General features: G+C 61.0%; 14 protein-coding genes, 2 pseudogenes and 1 riboswitch. Of the genes and pseudogenes, 10 read left to right on the top strand and 6 right to left on the bottom strand.

The window, feature by feature from the left end; genetic code table 11:
* Positions 1 to 199 precede the first annotated feature (199 nt).
* A riboswitch (cobalamin riboswitch) is annotated at positions 200 to 394 on the top strand.
* A gap of 108 nt (positions 395 to 502) precedes the next feature.
* From WOC76_RS20705 to WOC76_RS20670, 8 genes and pseudogenes are all read left to right on the top strand, one after another.
* Positions 503 to 2,935 carry a TonB-dependent receptor gene (locus WOC76_RS20705; RefSeq protein WP_341102223.1) on the top strand — a complete coding sequence of 811 codons (2,433 nt, stop codon included), beginning with the start codon at positions 503 to 505 and terminating at the stop codon, positions 2,933 to 2,935.
* Positions 2,936 to 3,236: 301 nt separating this feature from the next.
* Positions 3,237 to 4,064, top strand: coding sequence for a sulfurtransferase/chromate resistance protein (locus tag WOC76_RS20700; protein WP_341102225.1), 828 nt, complete (start codon positions 3,237 to 3,239; stop codon positions 4,062 to 4,064).
* The gene (gene chrA, locus WOC76_RS20695) at positions 4,061 to 5,437 is read left to right on the top strand and encodes a chromate efflux transporter (protein ID WP_445730555.1); all 1,377 of its coding nucleotides are present in this window, start codon (positions 4,061 to 4,063) and stop codon (positions 5,435 to 5,437) included. Before WOC76_RS20700 ends, chrA begins: the two co-directional genes overlap by 4 nt.
* 23 nt (positions 5,438 to 5,460) lie before the next feature.
* Positions 5,461 to 6,287: pseudogene (locus WOC76_RS20690) on the top strand (DUF1259 domain-containing protein).
* Positions 6,288 to 6,374: 87 nt separating this feature from the next.
* Positions 6,375 to 7,010 carry a family 16 glycoside hydrolase gene (locus WOC76_RS20685; protein ID WP_341102227.1) on the top strand — a complete coding sequence of 212 codons (636 nt, stop codon included), beginning with the start codon at positions 6,375 to 6,377 and terminating at the stop codon, positions 7,008 to 7,010.
* Positions 7,011 to 7,196: 186 nt separating this feature from the next.
* Positions 7,197 to 7,544 (top strand): hypothetical protein, encoded by a 348-nt coding sequence (locus tag WOC76_RS20680; RefSeq protein ID WP_341102229.1) that lies wholly within the window; start codon positions 7,197 to 7,199, stop codon positions 7,542 to 7,544.
* A 49-nt stretch (positions 7,545 to 7,593) separates the two neighbouring features.
* Positions 7,594 to 8,784: an MFS transporter gene (locus WOC76_RS20675; RefSeq protein ID WP_341102231.1), complete on the top strand. Its 1,191-nt coding sequence runs from the start codon at positions 7,594 to 7,596 to the stop codon at positions 8,782 to 8,784.
* A gap of 41 nt (positions 8,785 to 8,825) precedes the next feature.
* Positions 8,826 to 9,893 (top strand): bile acid:sodium symporter family protein, encoded by a 1,068-nt coding sequence (locus WOC76_RS20670; protein WP_341102234.1) that lies wholly within the window; start codon positions 8,826 to 8,828, stop codon positions 9,891 to 9,893.
* A gap of 107 nt (positions 9,894 to 10,000) precedes the next feature.
* On the opposite strand, the gene WOC76_RS20665 is transcribed toward WOC76_RS20670, so the two are convergent.
* On the bottom strand, positions 10,001 to 10,795 hold the full coding sequence (locus tag WOC76_RS20665; protein ID WP_341102237.1) for a hypothetical protein: 795 nt from the start codon (positions 10,793 to 10,795) through the stop codon (positions 10,001 to 10,003).
* A gap of 699 nt (positions 10,796 to 11,494) precedes the next feature.
* Between WOC76_RS20665 and WOC76_RS20660 the strand changes: the two genes are divergently transcribed.
* Both WOC76_RS20660 and WOC76_RS20655 read left to right on the top strand, forming a co-directional pair.
* Positions 11,495 to 12,382, top strand: coding sequence for a DUF1259 domain-containing protein (locus tag WOC76_RS20660; RefSeq protein WP_341387455.1), 888 nt, complete (start codon positions 11,495 to 11,497; stop codon positions 12,380 to 12,382).
* Positions 12,383 to 12,697: 315 nt separating this feature from the next.
* Positions 12,698 to 12,919, top strand: a complete 222-nt coding sequence (locus WOC76_RS20655) for a hypothetical protein (RefSeq protein ID WP_341102242.1) — start codon at positions 12,698 to 12,700, stop codon at positions 12,917 to 12,919.
* 14 nt (positions 12,920 to 12,933) lie between these two features.
* Here the strand turns inward: WOC76_RS20655 and WOC76_RS20650 are convergent, their stop codons facing one another.
* The 5 genes and pseudogenes from WOC76_RS20650 to WOC76_RS20630 all read right to left on the bottom strand — a co-directional run bounded on the left by WOC76_RS20650 (position 12,934) and on the right by WOC76_RS20630 (position 19,461).
* A complete protein-coding gene (locus WOC76_RS20650; protein ID WP_341387454.1) occupies positions 12,934 to 15,225 on the bottom strand; it encodes a copper-transporting P-type ATPase in 2,292 nt (763 codons plus the stop codon).
* A gap of 28 nt (positions 15,226 to 15,253) precedes the next feature.
* On the bottom strand, positions 15,254 to 15,448 hold the full coding sequence (locus WOC76_RS20645; RefSeq protein WP_445730556.1) for a DUF2933 domain-containing protein: 195 nt from the start codon (positions 15,446 to 15,448) through the stop codon (positions 15,254 to 15,256).
* A gap of 485 nt (positions 15,449 to 15,933) precedes the next feature.
* The gene (gene scpB / locus WOC76_RS20640; protein WP_341431577.1) at positions 15,934 to 16,533 is read right to left on the bottom strand and encodes an SMC-Scp complex subunit ScpB; all 600 of its coding nucleotides are present in this window, start codon (positions 16,531 to 16,533) and stop codon (positions 15,934 to 15,936) included.
* Positions 16,530 to 17,582 (bottom strand): annotated as a pseudogene (locus tag WOC76_RS20635) (DUF1403 family protein). Before WOC76_RS20635 ends, scpB begins: the two are co-directional and overlap by 4 nt.
* Positions 17,583 to 17,916: 334 nt before the next feature.
* Positions 17,917 to 19,461, bottom strand: a complete 1,545-nt coding sequence (locus WOC76_RS20630; protein WP_341387452.1) for a hypothetical protein — start codon at positions 19,459 to 19,461, stop codon at positions 17,917 to 17,919.
* Between the last annotated feature and the right edge of the window lie 14 nt (positions 19,462 to 19,475).

Below are 19,475 nucleotides of genomic sequence, written 5' to 3'. Positions count from 1 at the left end.
TGCAGTGGCGTGAATGCAAGGCTCCTGATTGTCAACGACGCGATTTTTCTCGGCCTGCCGTAAAGCGCCGGACAACTCGAAACGAAAATTCCGTTTACCGCGTCGGCCTGGCTGCGATTGAGGGTGCTTGCCGCTCAGGTCCGGCGGGGTGGCGGCGGCTCATCGGTTGGCTCCGGCTTGACACGCGCCATACCGAGCCTGTTTACTAATAACCAACGGTTCCCTACGGGATCAAAAGGGAATGCGGTGCGGGCGTCATCGTCCTAAGCCGCAGCTGCCCCCGCAACTGTAAGCGGCGAGCCAAGGTCCATAAAGCCACTGGGCGTAAGTCCGGGAAGGCGGACCGAGGCCACGACCCGCGAGCCAGGAGACCTGCCGTTGTTCGTGGTCACGCGCGAAAGCGTCGGGCGGGGTGCACCGAGGCGGCCTCAACTTCGTCGCTTCACGGGCGACGGGGTGAAGGTCAATCGCAGTGACGGTCCACGTCTGCTGCGAGTCAGCCATGTTTTTGTCGCATCGCCCTTCCGGCCTGTCAGTTTTCACGCTCGCCGTCGTGCTTACCGCTGTAACGACTGCCAATGCCCAGCAAGCCTTGCCAACCATTAGCATTGGCGCGCGACCGACCTCTCGGCCTCCTATTCAAGTCGCAACTCCCTCAAAACCACAACCAGCGCGGGTCGTTTCGACGATAGTCACCGCCGTTTCGGGTACTGCGCCCGCCCTTCCATCGAACGGTCCTAAGCCGCCGCCTTTAACCGCTGCAAGCGAAGCCTTCTTCACCGGCAAGGAAGTCAACGCCCTGCCCTTTTCACGCCCGGCGGAGGCGTTAGAGATTGTGCCGGGCCTTATTGTCAGCCAGCACAGCGGCGACGGCAAGGCCAACCAGTATTTCCTGCGCGGCTTCAACCTCGACCACGGCACGGACCTTGCGCTCTATCTCGACGGCACGCCGCTAAATATGCGGACGCATGGGCATGCGCAGGGTTATGCAGATTCGAATTTCTTAATCCCCGAGCTTTTATCCTATGTGCTCGCGCGCAAGGGACCCTACGACGCCCAGGACGGCGACTTCTCTTCGGCCGGGTCGATCTACCTTCAGTACAAGGACAAGATCGACAAGGGCTATTACCAGGTGACCGGCGGCAGTTTCGCCTATGCCCGGGCGCTCGCCGTCGCGCCTTACAAGAATATCAACGGCGGCGACGCCTATGGCGCGGTCGAGGCGCAATATTACAACGGCCCGTGGCAACGCGGCGATAATATGCGTCGCATCAACAGCGTGCTGCGCTGGTCGCGGGGCACGCAGGAAGACGGCATGTCGATCACAGCCATGGCCTACGCCAACAAATGGCATTCGACCGACCAGATTCCTGAGCGCGCGGTCAACTCCGGCCTGCTGTCGCTGTGGGGCACGCTCAACCCGACCGACGGCGGAAACATGTCCCGCTTCTCGCTCTCCGGTCGATGGAGCCAGACGGAAGGCAATCATCATTCGCGCGTGGAGTCCTACGCGATCCTCTCCTCGCTCGACCTCTACAACGACTTCACTTATTTTCTCGCCAATCCAGTGCTCGGCGACCAGTTCCACCAATTCGATCGCCGCGTGATGGCGGGCGTCAACGGCCAGCACAATGTCAAATGGGAGAGTTTTGGCCTGCCCGTCGAGACGCGCGTCGGATTCCAGAGTCGTTTCGACGGCGTCAATCTCGGCCTGCAGGACAGCTGTCGCCGCTTCCTCTACGACGCGGCGCGAGTGGACAATGTCGCCGAAGGCAGCGTCAGCCTTTGGACCGATACGGCCGTGCGCTGGACGCCCTGGCTGAAGACCATCACTGGCGGGCGTTTCGACTATTACGCCGCAAGCGTCAATTCACGGCAGAATTACTGGGGCGCGCCCAAGCTCCTCAATCCCGATGGCGTCCCGGTGGCGCTCTGGACAGGCCCGTTCAACAGCGGCTCCAAGGACGCCTCGCTGTTCAGCCCAAAAGCCTCGATCATTCTCGGGCCTTTCTACAAGACGGAGCTCTTCGCCAATTACGGCGAGGGCTTCCACTCAACCGACGCGCGCGGAACGGTGCAGACCTTCGCGACCTCCGAACTGTCCGAGCAGGGCGGGTTGCTCCGGGTCGCGCCCATCCCGCTGCTCGTGAAGTCGCGCGGCGCCGAACTCGGCGCGCGCACGAAAATCATCGACAGGCTCGAATCCAGCGTCGCCCTTTTCTGGCTCAATCTGGACTCCGAAAACCAGTTCGTAGGCGACACCGGCACGACAATTTTCGGCCGCCCGAGCCGGCGTTATGGCATCGAAATCGCGAACCATTACCGGCCCCTCTCGTGGATAGATTTCAACGGCGACGTGGCGCTGGTGCATGCGCGCTATCGCGGCGTCGATCAGGGGCAGGCGCTGGCCTATCTCGACCTAACCACCCCGGAGGCGCTCCCCTTTCTCACTTTCCTCGGTAACGCCCCCGGCAACTATCTCCAGAACGCGGTCGCCGTGACGGCCATGGCGGGCCTGGAACTCGGGGAAGCGACCGGCTGGTTTGGCGCGCTGAAATATCGCTACATCGGCCCGCGCGCGCTCACCGAGGACGGCTATCTGCAATCGCCCGCGACGGGCACGGTCGCGGCGCGGCTGGGCTACCGCTGGGCGGATGGCTGGCGCCTTCAGCTCGACGCCTTCAACATAGTCAACTCGCGGTCGGACCAGATCACTTACGGCTATGGCTCGCTCCTGCCGACCGACGCCCTCTACAACCAATGCGCCACAGGGATCGCGCCCAGCTCAGTCTGCGCGGTCGGGGTGATGGATCGGCATTTCAAACCCGTCGAGCCGCCGGCTGTGCGCCTGACGCTGGGCGGGCCGCTGACTTTCGAGAAGCCGATCGCCGCCCTGCCTGATCTGGCGGAGCCGTTCTCGATCTTTTCGAGGTGAAGCCGCAGCGATCACGCTGGAAGTTCGGCAGGGAGCGATTGTCTCGGCGTCCGGCCCCCAGCCGAGGTCCGCCGGGCGCTCAACCGAAGGCCCGTCAGCCTTTTCTCGCTTCCATTTCCCCGGCGCGAGCAAATGCATTTCTCAGCCTCGATGTGGGCGCCTTCCCCCTGGCGCTGGGCCCTCCAGTTTTCGGCCTTGACTTCTTTTCAGCCGACGGCAATCTATGGGCCCATGGGGAAGCGATCTCCCCACGAGGCGACATGCCCAAGAATCGCGTCCGGTTTTCCACCAAGGGCGCGCCATGTCGTCAATCAACTGCATCTCTCCCGACAAACTCACACGTCTGATCGGCGTCAATCACTGTCCTGCGTTAATCGACGTTCGGACAGATGAGGAATACAAGTCCGATCCCCGTTTCGCGCCGGGCGCCTTGCGACGCCGGCTAGAAACCGTTTCGGACTGGGCCGCAGAATTTGCCGGTCGCGCGACCATCGTCATCGACGAAAGTGGCCATGAGGCCGGCGAAGGCGCCGCGGCCTGGCTTCGTCATGCCGGAGCGGCGTCCGCCGATGTGTTGACGGGCGGGCACCTCGCTTGGGTCAAGGCCGGCGGGCCCCTCATCCCCGTTGCTAAAGTGCCACGACGCGACGCCCTCGGACGCACAATCTGGGTCACGCGCTCCCGCCCGAAAGTCGATCGCATAGCTTGTCCATGGCTCATTCGCCGGTTCGTCGATCCGGGCGCAGTATTTCTCTTCGTTGCGCCAGCGGAGGTGTCTGCCGTGGCGGAACGCTTTGGCGGCGCGGCTTTTGACACAGAGGGCGCGTTCTGGAGCCACAGGGGCGAACGCTGCACATTCGATATGATGCTCGAGGAATGGGGCCTGGCGCTAGCGCCCCTGCAAAGGCTTGCCGTCATTGTGCGCGGGGCCGATACCGCTCGCCTCGACCTTGCCCCTGAAGCCGCAGGACTACTCGCGGCGTCGCTCGGTCAATCCCGCATGTATGCGGATGATCTCGAACAGCTCGAAGCCGGGATGGCGCTCTACGACGCCTTTTACCGCTGGTGTCGCGACGCCACTGACGAGCCCCACACCTGGCCTGCGACAAAACCGGGAAAAATGGCGTGAATATTCATCCAAAACAGACCACGACCCGCGATCATGGCGTGTCGATCACGGAGGCGGCCCGCGTCTGGGCGCGGGTCGCTATGCTGAGCTTCGGCGGGCCTGCCGGGCAGATTGCGATCATGCACCGGATTATTGTCGATGAAAAGAAATGGCTGCCCGAAAGCCGCTTTTTGCACGCCCTCAATTACTGCATGCTACTGCCTGGCCCCGAGGGCCAACAGCTCGCCACCTATATCGGCTGGCTCATGCATCGGACCCTCGGCGGGCTCATTGCTGGCGGATTATTCATTCTTCCCGGCCTCGTCGCGATCATGGCGCTCAGCGTCATCTACGCGCTCTGGGAAAATGTCGGGACTGTCGCCGCGCTGTTTTTTGGATTGAAGGCGGCAGTCCTCGCGATCGTCATCGAGGCCGTCGTGAGGATAGGCAAGCGCGGGCTCAAATCCCAGCCCATGCGCTTTTTGGCGGCTATCTCCTTCGTCGCTATCTTCTTTTTCGCCGTGCCTTTCCCGGTCATCATCCTGGCGGCGGCGTTGATCGGATTTGTCGGCGCGGCCCGTGGGAATCCTGCGTTCGTCGCCGCGGGACACGGATCGGCGCACGAGGACGGGGACAGCCTTCTTGGCAATGAGACCCCCGCTCATGCGCTACCGTCCGCCAAACGAGCGCTGCAAGTGAGCCTGATCTGGCTAGCGCTTTGGCTCGTCCCCGTCGCCGCAATCCTGCTGGCCGTCGGCTCGGAGAACGTCTTTTCGCAGATCGCCGTGTTCTTCAGCAAAATGGCTGTGGTGACCTTTGGCGGGGCCTATGCGGTTCTTGCCTACGTCGCGCAACAAGCGGTCGAAACCTATGGTTGGCTGACGCCTGGGGAAATGCTCAATGGCCTTGGCATGGCGGAAACCACGCCCGGCCCGCTCATCATGGTTTTGCAATTCGTGGGCTTTATGGCGGCGTTCCGTTCGCCGGGCGACTTGCCGCCGCTTCTTGCCGGCGCGCTCGGCGGGCTTCTGACGACGTGGGTCACCTTTGCGCCCTGCTTCCTCTGGATATTCCTCGGCGCGCCGTACATCGAAACAGTTAGACGGAACAGGGCGCTATCAGGCGCATTGGCGGCGATTACCGCCGCCGTGGTTGGCGTCGTCCTCAACCTCGCGATCTGGTTCGCGATCCACACCATCTTTCGCAAGACGGTCGCTTTGGATGGCTATGGGCTGTCATTCGACGCGCCGGCGCTCGCGAGCGTGGATTTCTGGAGCCTCGTCCTCTCGATAGCCGCAGCGGTTGCGATCTTCCAGTTTCGGGTCGGCATGCTTCCAACATTGGCGGGCTCCTGCGCGGCGGGAATAGGCCTGTTCCTCCTAGGGGCAATCTAGACGTGCAACGGAAAGAGAAACTCATGAAAAAGGCGTTTGCCGCTCTCGCCACGATCGGACTGCTTGTGCCTGCGTTCCCCGCCGTGGCGGAAATCGACTGGTCGCAGGTCGAGGCCGCCATTGGCAAGAAGGCCGCTGTCGCTGGAACCGTGCATAAATACGGCCTCCCGCGCAGCGATCTCCACGTGACCCTCGATGGAGTCAGCATCAAGCCTGGCCTCGCGCTCGGCGGGTGGATCGCGTTTGAGCCGTCAGCACACGCCGCCATGATGATGGGCGACCTGGTGCTCACCGAAACCGAAGTGAACCCCGTCATGCGATCGCTACTCGCCAACGGCGTGCAGGTGACGGCCGTCCATAATCATTTGCTGCGCGCCAGCCCCGCGCCCTTTTACATGCATATCGGGCACGGCGACCCCATGAAGCTCGCCAAGGCCGTGCGGGATGCGCTCGCGGAAACAAAGACGCCTTTTGAGCCTTCCGCCGCTGCGGTTGGAGAACCCCCGAGGATCGACTTCGACACGGCGCAAGTCGAAGAAGCCCTCGGTTCTCAGGGGAAAAACAACGGCGGCGTCTATCAGTTCAGCATCTCCAGAGCCGACGCCATCAAAGCCGACGGCGCGGCGATCGCCCCTGCCATGGGGGTCGCGCACGCCATCAATTTCCAGCCCACGGGCGACGGTAAGGCGGCGATTACGGGGGATATGTCCAATGGGATCGAGGTCACCGCACTACACAGCCATATGCTCGACGACGAGCCTCGGCTGTTCTTCCTTCGAACGCCGACGCCGTTGGTTTGGCCAAGGCACTGAAGACGGCTCTGGATGTGACTCATCATCAGGCCCATTAGTTGAGCCGCGGAGGTTCAGAACGATTGGAAAGAGACCTACGTTCTGACCAACCGCGCAATTTGGCCAAGCGCGAAGGGAGAGGATCCATGAACACCAACATTTCAAGACGGAAGCTGATGACCGCTGCCGCGGCCGTGGGCGGCTTGATGGCTGTCACGGGTCGGCAAGCGAAAGCCGCTGGTTCCGAAATGCGCTTTAATTTTACGCGCCCTCTCGAAGGATGGGAGACCGTGACGGGACAATGGAGCGTTGAGGATGTCCCTGGCGCTTCGAACGGTAAAGCGCTGGTTCAACGTGCGACAAACAATGATTTTAATGTGATCGTTGCGCCTGGCGCTCCCTTTGCCGATGTCAACGCCTCTATGCGATTCAAACCAATTTCGGGAAAACGGGACGCGGCGGCTGGGATCGTTTTCCGCTTTTCCGAAGGCCGCTATTACGTGATCCGAGCTAACGCATTGGAGGATAATTTCAATCTCTACTATTACGACAATGGCCGGCGAAAAATCCTCGAAGCACAGACCAAGGCCCCCGCGCTCGGTGAATGGCATAAGCTGCGCATCAGCGCCGAGGGCGACCGCCTAAGGGGCTGGCTCAATGAGCAACAGCTCATCGATCATCGAGACGATAGATTTAAGTCCGGGCGTGTTGGGCTCTGGACGAAGGCCGACTCGATTACGGCGTTTGACGATCTCGTCGTCACCCCGATCGCTCACGATTGACCGGAGCAATTGGAGACGCGCTCGCCATCGCGGCGATACGCGCCAGGGAGGCAATATCGTCGCGTTGGTCCAAGGGCGTAGCCGTGCGTTATCGGCCCTGACAGCTTTCTCTCTCGGCAACCACGAGCGTCGCGTACCATGCAATCGGTCTGATTTCGACCTGCGGCTAGATAAGGAGAAACCGAAATGCTCACGCGCGCGCTGTTGGCGGCAGCCCTGCTCATCTCGCCGGCCTTAGCGGCCTCGCCCGAATCCGAGGGCTTCAAAAAGCTGACCGGGCCTCAAATACAGAGAGCTTTCAGTGGAAAGCAATTCAGCGACGGCGTCCATTTTTCCTATCGCTTCGCCGCGGGCGGAAAGTTTCAGAACACGCGAATGGGCAAGACAACGACCGATAAATGGGCCGTCTCGAAGGACAAGCTCTGCTTGACGAACCGCTTTGGCGAAAACTGTTTCGACGTTTGGGCCAAGGGCTCCGCGGCAAAATTCGCCCTCGATGGATCCGACCCCTCTTTGGAGGGGTTTCTGAAGTGAGTTGCCGAAGACGGAAGAATCGGCCGCGTCGAAACCAGCTGGTTGGTGGATGAACAGAACTGTTCGCTTGTTGATCTGGGCGCGCGGCCTCCGCGACTTTGGCGACGGCTTTGTCGCCGTGTTGCTGCCGGTTTATCTCACAAGGCTGGGGCTTTCCTCTTTCGAAATCGGCGCGCTAGCGGGCGCGGCGTTGCTGGGTTCCGCTCTCCTTACCCTGGCGATTGGCCTTGTCGGCAACCGCTATGACGCGCGACATATGTTGATCGCGGCGGCCACCTTGATGGCGGGGACCGGCGTCGCACTATCACTCATCGACTCCTATGCATTTCTCCTCGTCGTGGCGTTCATTGGTTCTGTCAATCCGTCGGGCGGCAGCGCAAGCTCCTTCGTGCCCGTTGAGCACGCGGTTCTAACTCGCGAGACAGCCGCCGCGGCGCGAACCAGTGGTTTCGCGCGATATAGCCTCATCGGCGGCCTCGCGGCCGCGGCCGGCGCGCTGGCCGCCTCCCTGCCGGGAATTCTCATGCGAATGGGCTGGGTCGAACTTTTGGCTGTGAAGGCGATGTTTGCGATCTACGCCATACTGGGCCTGGTCGGAGGGTTGGTCTATGCGCGCATGCCTCCCATGCCCCCGTCGTCTTTAACGAGCCAGTCCGTGGCGCTTGGGCCGTCGCGCGCAATTGTCTACAAGCTCGCCGCTTTGTTCAGCCTCGACGCCTTCGCTGGCGGATTTGTAGTTCAATCACTGTTGGCCCTCTGGCTATTCGAACGCTTTGATTTATCGCTTGCTACTGCCAGCCTGTTCTTCTTTTGGTCCGGAGTCCTGTCCGCTTTCTCTTATCCCCTGGCTGCTTGGCTTTCCCGACGCTTCGGTCTGGTAAATACGATGGTCTTCACACATATCCCCTCGAGCCTGTGTCTGATCCTCGCGGCCCTCGCGCCGACGCTTCCGCTTACTATGGCCCTATTGATCATTCGGGCGGCGTTATCGCAAATGGACGTGCCGACGCGTTCATCCTACGTGATGTCGGTCGTGACTGACGCGGAACGCACGGCGGCTGCGAGTTTCACATCCATTCCTCGCAGCCTCGCCGCGTCCTTGAGTCCGGCGCTTTCTGGCGCCCTCTTTTCAATTTCTTGGACGGCCTCGCCACTGATCATCTGTGGTGCGTTGAAACTCGCTTACGACCTCCTGTTGCTCAACCAGTTTCGACACTTGAAACCGCCTGAGGAATGTTGATGCGAAGCGGCATATCCCAGGCCTCCGGGGAGGAGAGCAAAGTGCGTCACGGCTTTACCCAGATCAGCGCTGCGTTCCTCCATTTCATTCACAAACATTTTATATGGATCATTGTGTCTTCTTACATTGTTGCGGCCGTTTTTCCTGACCTGGGGCTTCTTATGCGCGGCATCGAGATCGGAAGCGTCGATATTTTGCGAACGAAGATTAGCGTTTCGCTGCCCCCCGCAATGCTAGCCTTTCTACTTTTTAATGCTGGCTTGGGAATCAGAGCGAATGAACTGACTGACTTGAAGCGCAAGCCTTCCCTGCTCGTCGCCGGCGCGGCGGGAAACCTCCTTGTGCCGCTCGCGTTCATCGTCTGCGTCAATATCACAATGAAACTTTGGCCCGAACCCGACGAGGTTCAGCAAATCCTAGCTGGCCTTGCCCTGGTCGCATCTATGCCAATCGCGGGGGCGTCGACGGCCTGGGCGCAAAACGCGAATGGCAACCTCACGCTAAGCCTTGGCCTGATTCTGCTTACGACTTTAAGTAGTCCGATCCTCACGCCGCTTGTTCTTCATGCTGGGGGCTTTATCACGACTGGCCATTATTCCGAGGACCTACACGAGCTCGCAAGTAGCGGCGCCGACCTTTTCCTCGGTGTTTGGGTGATCCTGCCGTCCTTATTAGGCATGCTAGCGCATCGCATCTTGGGAGAAAGGCGTTCTAACGCGATTTCGCCCTACCTGAAGCTCGCCAATTTTATTGTTCTAGCGTTGCTGAATTATTCAAATGCGTCGCTTACCCTGCCTGGAGTCATAGCGCAGCCTGATTTCGATTTCGTCATTGTGATGCTGATCATCGTCTTCCTATTGTGTTTCGTCATGTTTGGCGCGGGATATTTTTTGGCGCGCGTCCTCCGCGCCGGTCGCGCTGAGATGGCGTCAATGATGTTCGGCCTCGGCATGAATAACAATGGCGCAGGGCTGGTAATGGCGTCGCTTGCGTTTTCCGATCATCCGAACGTCATGCTGCCGATAATCTTCTATAATTTGATCCAGCACTTCATGGCGGCTCTGGTCGACAAGTTCTTGTCCTGGGGCCTGACGGACGGATCGGAATAGCAACGCGAGGGGACAGCGGCAATTGAGGCCTGATGCGCCTTGGGCAACCCACGGAGGATAGCCGACCATAGGAGAGGTTGGTCAATTTTCAAACACTTCATCCACTGCTAATGTGGCAGGATGACTTCAAAGGTGGCGGGCTCCAGCTCTTTACGTATCGTCGTCTTGATCTCGCTATATTGTGTATAGCCGGGGTCGTTAGCGAGCTTGGCGCGGATTGTTCCCTTGAGAGAGTCGCGAAGCGCGATCCCGCGTATTCCATCATATTCGAGCACCAGCAGCGACTGCCACGGCGCGTTGGTCGGGTTCTGATTTAAATAAATGGCGTAGGACGGCATTAGGCCGAACTCGGCCCAGCCGTTCAGCTGCGGGACAACATATTTGTTGACGAAGTCCTCGTACTTTTCGCCGGCTACTAAGGAAATGTATGGGATAATCATGTAGAGGGACTTGGACTGGTCGGCCTTTGTCGTTCCGCCCTGCCAAACGAGGTTGGCGTAGATGTCGGTCTTGGGCGCGCCGAGAGCAACCCCTTCCGGCGCAAGCCCACCCGGATAGTCACGCTCAATTGCCTGCCATTTGGCGATGTCGCTGAACTTGGCAAAGTCGATGATCGCCCACATGTCGGGTAGGTGTTCGTTGACCTGCGTCGCGAACAGAATTTGGTAGCTCGCGAATACGCCCCTGCTCCTCCACTCCTCGAACTGTGTGACGCCGGAGCCTTCCATATATTTGCGAAAGGCAACCCGCTTCTCGATCGGCGCCTTGTAGGTGAGGACAAGGTGCGTCTCACCCTCGCCGGCGCGACTGTGGCCGCGCACCCCGACCGTCTCCGCATGCGTAGGAGTGCTGGCGACCGACAGCAGCAAGGTTATTGCAAGGCATCGGCCCAGATCACCCATTTTTCCCAAGATTCTCATCGGCCACCCTTTCACACCTGGGCATTCAGCATTCGTTTGAATTTGAATTCCGTCCCCACGAGGCGACTGTGTATGACGCCTTCTTGAGAATTCTAGCATGGCTCCGCACCGCTCTTTTCCTCACTCAAGGGACCGGCCGTTGGCTTCTCTGACCCCTGTGCGCCTCTTAATCACGCCGCGCAGCAGGCGGCCGAGTCAGGGCCGACGCCCACCGAGATGCTCAATGGGCTCGCGATAGCGGAAACGGCGCGTGACCCGCTCCTGATAGTATCGCAATTGATCGTCTTCGTCTTCGGCTCTCGGTGGTCCCGTGACGTTTGCCGGCTGTTTCCTCTGGATTTTCCTCGGCGAGCCCTACATCGAAAGAACATACGCCAACAAGGCGTTTCTCGGACGCCTTGGCCGCGATCACAGCCGTGGCGGGCGCTATGCCAAAACCCCGCCATTCAGTTCGCCGTCCGTGCGGTATCTTTCGAAAGACCGTCCTGCTGGGCGGCTGTAGGGGGTGATTTTGAAGCGCCCGTGGTCGCGACCATGGACTTCTGGCGCTTCGCTCTTAAGGCAGCCGTCGCGACAGCGGTCTTTCTGCTTCCAGGAGGGTATGCTCGAAACCCTCGTAGCCCGCTGCTTGGGCGGGATCGGCTTTTTCTCGCGGCGGCACTCAGCGGAAAGGAAATACCAATGAAAAAAGCTCTCACCACGCTCGCTGCGCTCGGCGTTCTCATTGCGGCGCCTGCTCTCGCGGCAGAAATGGACTGGTCACAAGTTGACGCGGCGATCGGCAAGAAGGGCGGTGTTATGGACACGGTCCATAAATACGGTCTGCCGCGCAGCGATCTCCACGTCACTCTCGATGGCGTCACTGTCAAGCCAGGCCTAGCGCTGGGCGGGTGGATCGCTTTCGAGCCTGTGGGTCACAACGAGATGATGATGGGCGACCTCGTGCTGACCGAGACCGAGGTCACGCCTGTTATGCGCTCGCTGCTGGCCAATGGCGTCGCCGTGACGGGCGTTCACAACCATCTGCTGCGCACTATTCCCGCCACTTACTATATGCATATCTTCGGCCGCGGCGATCCGGCAAAACTGGCTGGGATCGTTCGCGACGCGCTTGCCGAAACGAAAACGCCTTTCGAAGCTTCGCCGGCGCCGGCTGGCGAATCGCCGAAACTGAGTTTCGACACGGCGCAAGTCGACGAGGCGCTAGGCTTAGCGGGGAAGAACAACGGCGGGATCTATCAATTCAGCGTCCCGAGGGCTGAGCATATCAAGGCAGGCGGAATGGCTGTCGCTCCGGCCATGGGGACCGCAATCGGCATTAACTTCCAACCGACTGGTGATGGCAAGGCAGCGATCAGCGGGGATTTCGTCGCCGAAGGCAAGGAAGTAGAGCCCCTGCTGAAAGCCTTGCAGACCAACGGAATCGAGGTCACCGCGCTCCACAATCACATGCTGGATGACGAACCCAGGCTGTTCTTCGTCCACTTCTGGGCGAATGATGACGCGATCAAACTAGCGCATGGGTTGCGTGCAGGCCTTGACACTCTGCATCTGGCCGCGAGGAGCTAAGGCGTAAATCCCGAGCCGTCGATGAACCGCGGCAAGCTTGGGAAATCCCTCGGGCGAGGGCGTCAGGAAGCCTCGCCCGAATCAGTGCCCTGCGTCCGTCGGGCGTCACCCGATAGACGCGGCGCGCGGTGCTGCCAAGTCTCGCCTCGGACGAGGCGAGGTAGCCCTTCTCTTCGAGCCCATGCAGGACCGATAAAGCGCGCCGGGGCTGATGATATAGCCATGCTCAGTTCCTCGATCATGGCGAGGCCATAGATAGGTTCTTTCACCGCATGGCGAAGAACGTGGACCCGAATCAACCCGGCATAGAGATACTTGTCCTCCATCGAGCCTAATTTAGGTATCCGTTGTCGGGATACGATATCGGTAGCGCCGTGCTGGCCCGCGTCGATCCTTTTCACGGCCGAGAAGGCGATCGGAAAGGGCGTCATCAAGGCCGTCAACAAAGAAGATCATCAGCTTCAGATTACCCATGAAGCCATTCCGGCGCAGTCGCCGCAGGGCGGCTACGTGATCGAACAGATACAGCGCGATTAGCCGGTCCGAAGGGCTTAGGTGATCCCCGGGAAAGGCGGCATTTCGCGTAATTTGGCGGGCTCGATCTCAGTCTCGCGCAGGCGCAGCGAATTGGCGACGACGCTGACCGACGACAGTGCCATGGCGGCGGCCGCGATCGTAGGCGAGAGCAGCAAGCCAAAAGCGGGATAGAGCGCGCCGGCGGCGAGCGGCACACCGGCGGCGTTGTATATAAAGGCGAAGAAGAGGTTCTGGCGGATATTGCGCATGGTGGCGCGCGACAACCGGCGGCCGCGCAAGATGCCGCGCAAATCGCCCTTGAGCAGGGTTACGCCGGCGCTCTCGATTGCTACGTCGGTTCCAGTTCCCATGGCGATGCCGACATCGGCCGCGGCGAGGGCCGGGGCGTCGTTCACCCCGTCCCCCGCCATGGCGACGATGTGCCCAGCCTGGCGCAGACGGGCGACCACCTTGCTCTTATCCTCGGGTAGGATTTCGGCTTCGACCTCGCTGATCCCCAGCCGTTTCGCGACGGCGCGCGCCGAAGTCCAATTGTCGCCGGTGAGCATGACGACCGAGACGCCGTCGCTAAACAGCGCTTGTAGCGCCTCGGGCGTCGTCTCCTTGATGGGGTCCGCAATGGCGATGATCCCCGCCGCTTGACGATCAATCGCCACGAAGATGGCCGTGGCGCCGTCTTCGCGCAGGCGCTCGGCGTCACTGTCGAGCGCGCGCGTCTCGATGCCGAGCTCGGTTAGGAAGCGCTGGTTGCCTATGACGACGGATTGCTGGCCGACGCGGCCTTGCACGCCTTTTCCGACGGGAGAATCGAACTCTGAGGCCTCGCTAAGCGGCAGGCCGCGCGAAAGGGCGGCTTCGATGATCGCCTGCGCGAGCGGATGTTCGCTCGCGCGCTCAAGGCTCGCGGCGACGGCCAGAAGCTGGTTTTCCGTCACGCCGGCAATGAGGCGGATGGCCGTAACTTTCGGCTTGCCTTCGGTGAGCGTGCCGGTCTTGTCGACGACAAGGGTGTTGATCTTCTCGAAGCGCTCCAAGGCCTCGGCGTTTTTGATGAGCACGCCAGATTGCGCGCCGCGCCCGATGCCGACCATGACGGACATCGGCGTCGCGAGGCCAAGCGCGCAGGGGCAGGCGATGATCAGAACCGAGACGGCCGCGATGAGGCCATAGCTCATGCGCGGCTCGGGCCCCCAGACCGCCCAGGCGGCGAAGGCGAGAATGGCAACCAGGATCACCAGCGGCACAAACCAGCCCGAAACCTGGTCGGCGAGGCGCTGAATGGGGGCGCGGCTGTGCTGGGCGGACGCAACCATGTCGACGATGCGCGACAGCATCGTATCAGCGCCGACGCGGTCGGCCCGCATGATGAAGCCGCCCGTCTGGTTCAGCGTCCCGCCGATGACTTTGTCGCCGACGCTCTTCGTCACGGGCATAGACTCGCCGGTGACCAGGGACTCGTCGACCGAGCTGCGGCCTTCAAGAAGCGCGCCGTCGACTGGCACTTTTTCGCCGGGGCGCACGCGCAGCCGGTCGCCGGCATGAACCTGGTCGAGTGCGATCTCTTCGTCGGACCCGTCCTGTTTGACGCGCTTCGCCGTCACCGGCGCGAGATTGAGGAGCGCCCGGATCGCGCCGCCGGTTTGCTCGCGGGCGCGCAGTTCGAGGACTTGGCCGAGTAACACGAGCACCGTGATGACGGCTGCCGCCTCGAAATAGATCGGCACCGAACCATCCGGGCTGCGAAAGGCCGGCGGAAACAGCGCGGGCGCAAAGGTGGCGACGACGCTGTAAACCCAGGCGACGCCCGTGCCCATGGCAATCAGCGTGAACATGTTGAGATTTCGCGTGACGAGCGATTGCGCGCCGCGCACGAAGAAGGGCCAACCGGCCCAAAGGACCACGGGGGTGGCGAGGACGAATTGCGCCCAATTCGACAGTTGCGGCCGGTAATGGTGAAGATTAAAAAAATGGCCGCCCATTTCGAGGACGAAGACCGGAACAGTAAGGGCAAGCCCAACCCAAAAACGCCGCGTCATATCGGTGAGCTCGGCGCTCGGGGCCTCCTCTGCCGTCGTAACGAGAGGCTCCAGGGCCATGCCGCAGATCGGGCAATTGCCCGGACCAAGCTGCCGTATTTGCGGATGCATGGGACAGGTGTAGATAATGCCTTCCGCAGCGAGGCGAGCGGGTTGCTTGAGGCCGGCGCGATCGGGCTGCTCAGGGGTGGGCGTGTGAGGGTGTCCCTGATGCCCGTGAAAGCGTCCATGCCCGGAATGATCGTGATGCTGTTCGTGACTCATGGTCATACCTCCGGGCTAGGCGCCAACGGCTCAGCTAAGCATCGCGCTTTTCCGTATCGTGGGGCGGCGTCCCGTGGTGGTGACCATGGCCGTGATGCATGAAGAGATGCATCAGTGGGCAGGCCAGCACGACGAGGAAGGGCAAGGCGTCAAGGACGTGCTGCCAATGCCAATAAAAGAGGAAGGCGGCGGCAAGCGCGTAAATGATAAGCATGGGCGTTTTTGTCATTGTAAACCTCTTGGGGAAGAAAGTCACCGCAACCGCTTCGCTGGCGAATGATCGGCCCGCGAACGACGGCTGGCCGCCAGATATTGCACCAGCCACTCGCAGAAATCTCTCCCTCCACCGATTTCCAGGAGTCAGGCGGAACCCAAACCCGACAATTGTCGCAGTGCTCCCTGCCTTTCGGGCGGCCTCGATAATCGACGTCGCTCTTTGCAAGCTTGTCTACCGCGAGGGCCCTCGCCCAGGCGGTGAAGACCGCGATGCCTGATGCAAACATGCGAAGGACCTGGCGTCGGGCGTAAGCAGGGTCTCTTTGCATCGCAGTCTCCCGAGGTCTGCAAAAATCTTACAGGGCGGGCGCGCCTTCATCGGTTGATCGAGTTTCGTCCCGTCACGCCTCCCACTCCGTCTCAGTGAGTGCATCATCGTCCCGCGCGCCTGGCGTCTCGAAGAGCCCGAGGGCGTCGTCAAGGGCGCCTTCAATCTCGTCATCGATTTCTCTCCCCCCCGCCGGCGGCGCCCAGCGTGTCGAGATCGGGCAGATCGCGCAGGCTGCCGAGCGCGAACATTTCGAGAAAGCGCTGCGTCGTCACCCAGGCGATGGGCGCGCCGGGCTGGGGGGCCCGGGGCCCGGGCGCGATGGCGCCGAGGCTTTTCAACCGGCCGAGAATGTCGCGGCTGATGTCGTGGCCGACGAGACGCGAGAGTTCAGCGCGGGTGACCGGCTGCTGATAGGCGATGGCCGAGAGCGCCAGCATTTCGAGCCGGGTGAAAGACGGCGGCCCCGCGTCCTTGGTCCCAGCCAGGGCGCGCAGCGTCTCTGCATGACGCGGGCGCGTGCGAAACTGATAGCCCCCGGCGACGAAGACGATCTCATAGGGGCGCGCTTTCAGCTCCTCGTTGATGTCGGCGATGAGCGCGTCGAGCCGGCAGGCGTCGCCGACGAGCCCGGCGAGCGTCTCGCGGGAAACAGGCTTTGCAGAGGCGAAGATCGCGGCCTCGGCGCGCCCCATCCATTCGCGCCAGCGCATCCCCTCCGGCAGGTCGGAGAGATCGCGATCAAGACGGGCGGCGTTGGCGCGACTCATAGACCATAAATCCTGAAGGTTTCGCGCCCGGTGAGTTCGCGCACGGCGCCGAGCATGACGAGCCGCTCGAATAGACGCCGCGCCGCGCGATCAGAGAGGCCGGCGCGGGACGCGGCAGCCGCGGGGGTGACGGCGTCGTCGGCGAGCAACATGTCGACGACGCGGCGCGCCCCCTTGGCGCGCAACATCGGCGCGACGGCGAGAAGCTTGTTCGCCCGCCGCGAAAGATCGACGGCGAGCGCATGGGCGTCGATGACCGCGAGGCCATAGGCGCGAGCGACCGCCGCCGGCCAGTCCGCGTCCGAGGGTCCGGGCCGGCCTGCCCTTTCCCTTGCCCCTGCCCCGCGCCTGAGCGAGGGATGCGCCATGGCGACGGCAAGCAGAGGGACCGGCCGCGCCCAGCGGAGATGGTTCGCCAGAGCGAGATCGGCTGCCCACAGCGCGAAGATCTCCGCGTCGCTGGCGGGCGCTGCGGGGTAAAGTTCCATGGCGACGGCGGTAGCGTGGGCCGACGCGGCGAGCGGATCGGGCGCCTCGGCCACGCAGGCCTTTAAGGCTGCGGCAATGGCGCCGGCGTCGATCTCGCACGAGCCGAGCGCTGCGCCGCCGCGTGCGAGGCTCGCCGCGTCAATGCGAGCCGGATGCGCCGCGAACAATCAAAACAATCGATGCAGCCGCCCGGCCGGGCTGATCTCCCCGCCGCCCGAAAGATGTTCGGCGTCGCGCAAGGCGGCCGCGTCCTCGCGCAGTCGGCATATCGCTGCGCTGGATTCGGCGGCGCGCAGCGCGAGCCGTTGACGCAAACAGCCAGCGAAGACGGGCTCGTCGCCGTCCGCGCCGCCGCGCAGCATCGCATCGAACAGCGCGAGGCCGGCGCCGGCGAAAAACGCCGCCGCCTGCCGCTCCCCGTCCTGAGGTCGCGTCCAGCGCGGAAGCGGTTGAATTTCGATAATCTTTGTAGCCGACGCCGCCGCGGCGCGACGCGCACGGGCAAGGCGCTTTGGGGCGGAAACGGGCGCGGACGTGAAGAGCGAATCAAGCGCTTGCATGGGAAGAATCTTGAGCCAGCGGCGGCGCTTTGTCATGCGTATTTGCGAAAAAACCGCCGGGCTTGTCTTGTCGTTTTGATGTCCGATAATCTGCGCTTATCGCAGGGGCAACCTGCCCTCTGCACCGTCGCCGATGAACTCGGCTACACGTCCGGCATGGCTGGATGTCTAGTCCGATCGAAGCGGCCTTCTTGGAAGTGTACCATGTAACGAGTGGCATGCAACTTCCAGAGAACTGGAAAGAACTGGCGCGCCTCCGTCGATCGACATTAGCGCTATCGAAGCTTTTCATATCCCTCTTTGAACCTTCCAGCCTCACCTTGCGAATTCCAGGCTAAAATCGCTGTTCAAATGCCTGCACTGAAGCCTCCGCTATTTTCTTCATCAGCGGTATCTGATTTAGCGGCAAGTCCGAAGCAATGTCGCGTCCGACCAGAGCCAACTGTTTCCAGGACGCATCCGGGGCTTTTCCATCGCCGTGCATGACGAGGGCGGAAATCGCACATTGCCGTGCCCAAAACACCCGTCGTTCAGGCAGATAAACCTTCAAAAGTTTGGCGACACGCTGTTTGGAGCTTTTAATGGGGTAAAGCAGGGCTTCCACAACCTCGCCAGCTTCGAACCAGTGATAAGAAAATTCGCTGTCGTAAATATCTGCATGAGCTTTTGCCACGGCTGTCGAATTTGTTTGTTCGGCCGGGAGACCAGCCAGGAGACAGTTTATGATTTCCTCTGCCTGAGCATGATCGGGATGCAGCGGGCCGATACCAAGGCTCTCCACCACCTCGAGCAATTTGAACGGCGGGGGAGTCTCTTGAGTGAAGTTGTCGGCAATCGCAAAGGCCAGCAACCGGCTAATCCCGGCTAAATCCATCTCCATCACAGGAAGGGACGATTTCATTTCACGAACAATTGCGTCCATTTCAGATTTCGGTAGCTCCGAGATAACCATCGCATCAGCAACACCCGCAGGCTTCATCATGACGGCGGCTATTTGGTAGTGGCCGCCGATCCTCCGTGTGACAAACAGGCTTCTTGTACCTGAGCCGTCGCAGACCGACGCATAGCATTTGATGATTTTTGGCAGCTCTGTTTTTTCGGGAGGGAGGGCGTTCAGGCGCATGGCCTTTATGGCCGTATCGATGTGAGCTTGCCGATCCTGCGGCAACCACGGGCGCATACGAACAAGGCGCTCAATTAGGGAGCTTTGAACTGGGTTTTTGCTCGCGGACGCAGCCAAGGCTCCAGCGCCTGACTGCGCGATGGCAGCATCGCGATGCAAGAGAAACCCTGCGACGGCCTGATTAACGACGGCATTGTTTGCGACGATGAGCACTGACAGCAACATCGCAGCGGCCTCTGGCGGGAAGCAGGCCAAGACGGAATTCAGATACTCATAGACATCGAACGGATTTTGGCCTGCCTGATCGGCTACTCCCAGCAAGGATGATACAAGGTCGGCTTCAGTGTCGCCTTCCATCTCCGGCGGGGAAGCTTCAAGCGCCTTAGCTGTCGCCTGCTTCAAGCTGTCGGGAATAACCCATCCGGCGTCAGAAAGGATTTTGCCCATCATCATCAGATCTGGCACTTGCAGCAAATGGCCCTCAATCGCATCGTCTAACAAGTCATAGATTGCCTGAATTTTATCGCGGGCGTCCGGATCACCACCGTTGGAATCAATTTTAAGCTCGGACAAACTCTCAAGGAGTTCAGCCAATAATTCGCTTTTCTCGTCGTCATCGAGAGTGCGATGACTGCAAGCCTCTAGATATTCGGAAAATTGATCAACCGGATCCTCTACGCCGAACAACTCAAGACCCGAGGGAGCGAGCATCTTTAACAGGTCGAGATTTTTGAATAGGTCGAGAGCGAGATCCACCTGGCCCTTTCCTT

This window comes from Methylocystis sp. IM3, from assembly GCF_038070105.1.
In the GTDB taxonomy this organism is placed as follows: Bacteria; Pseudomonadota; Alphaproteobacteria; order Rhizobiales; family Beijerinckiaceae; genus Methylocystis.
This window is presented reverse-complemented; position numbering and strand designations above follow the sequence as displayed.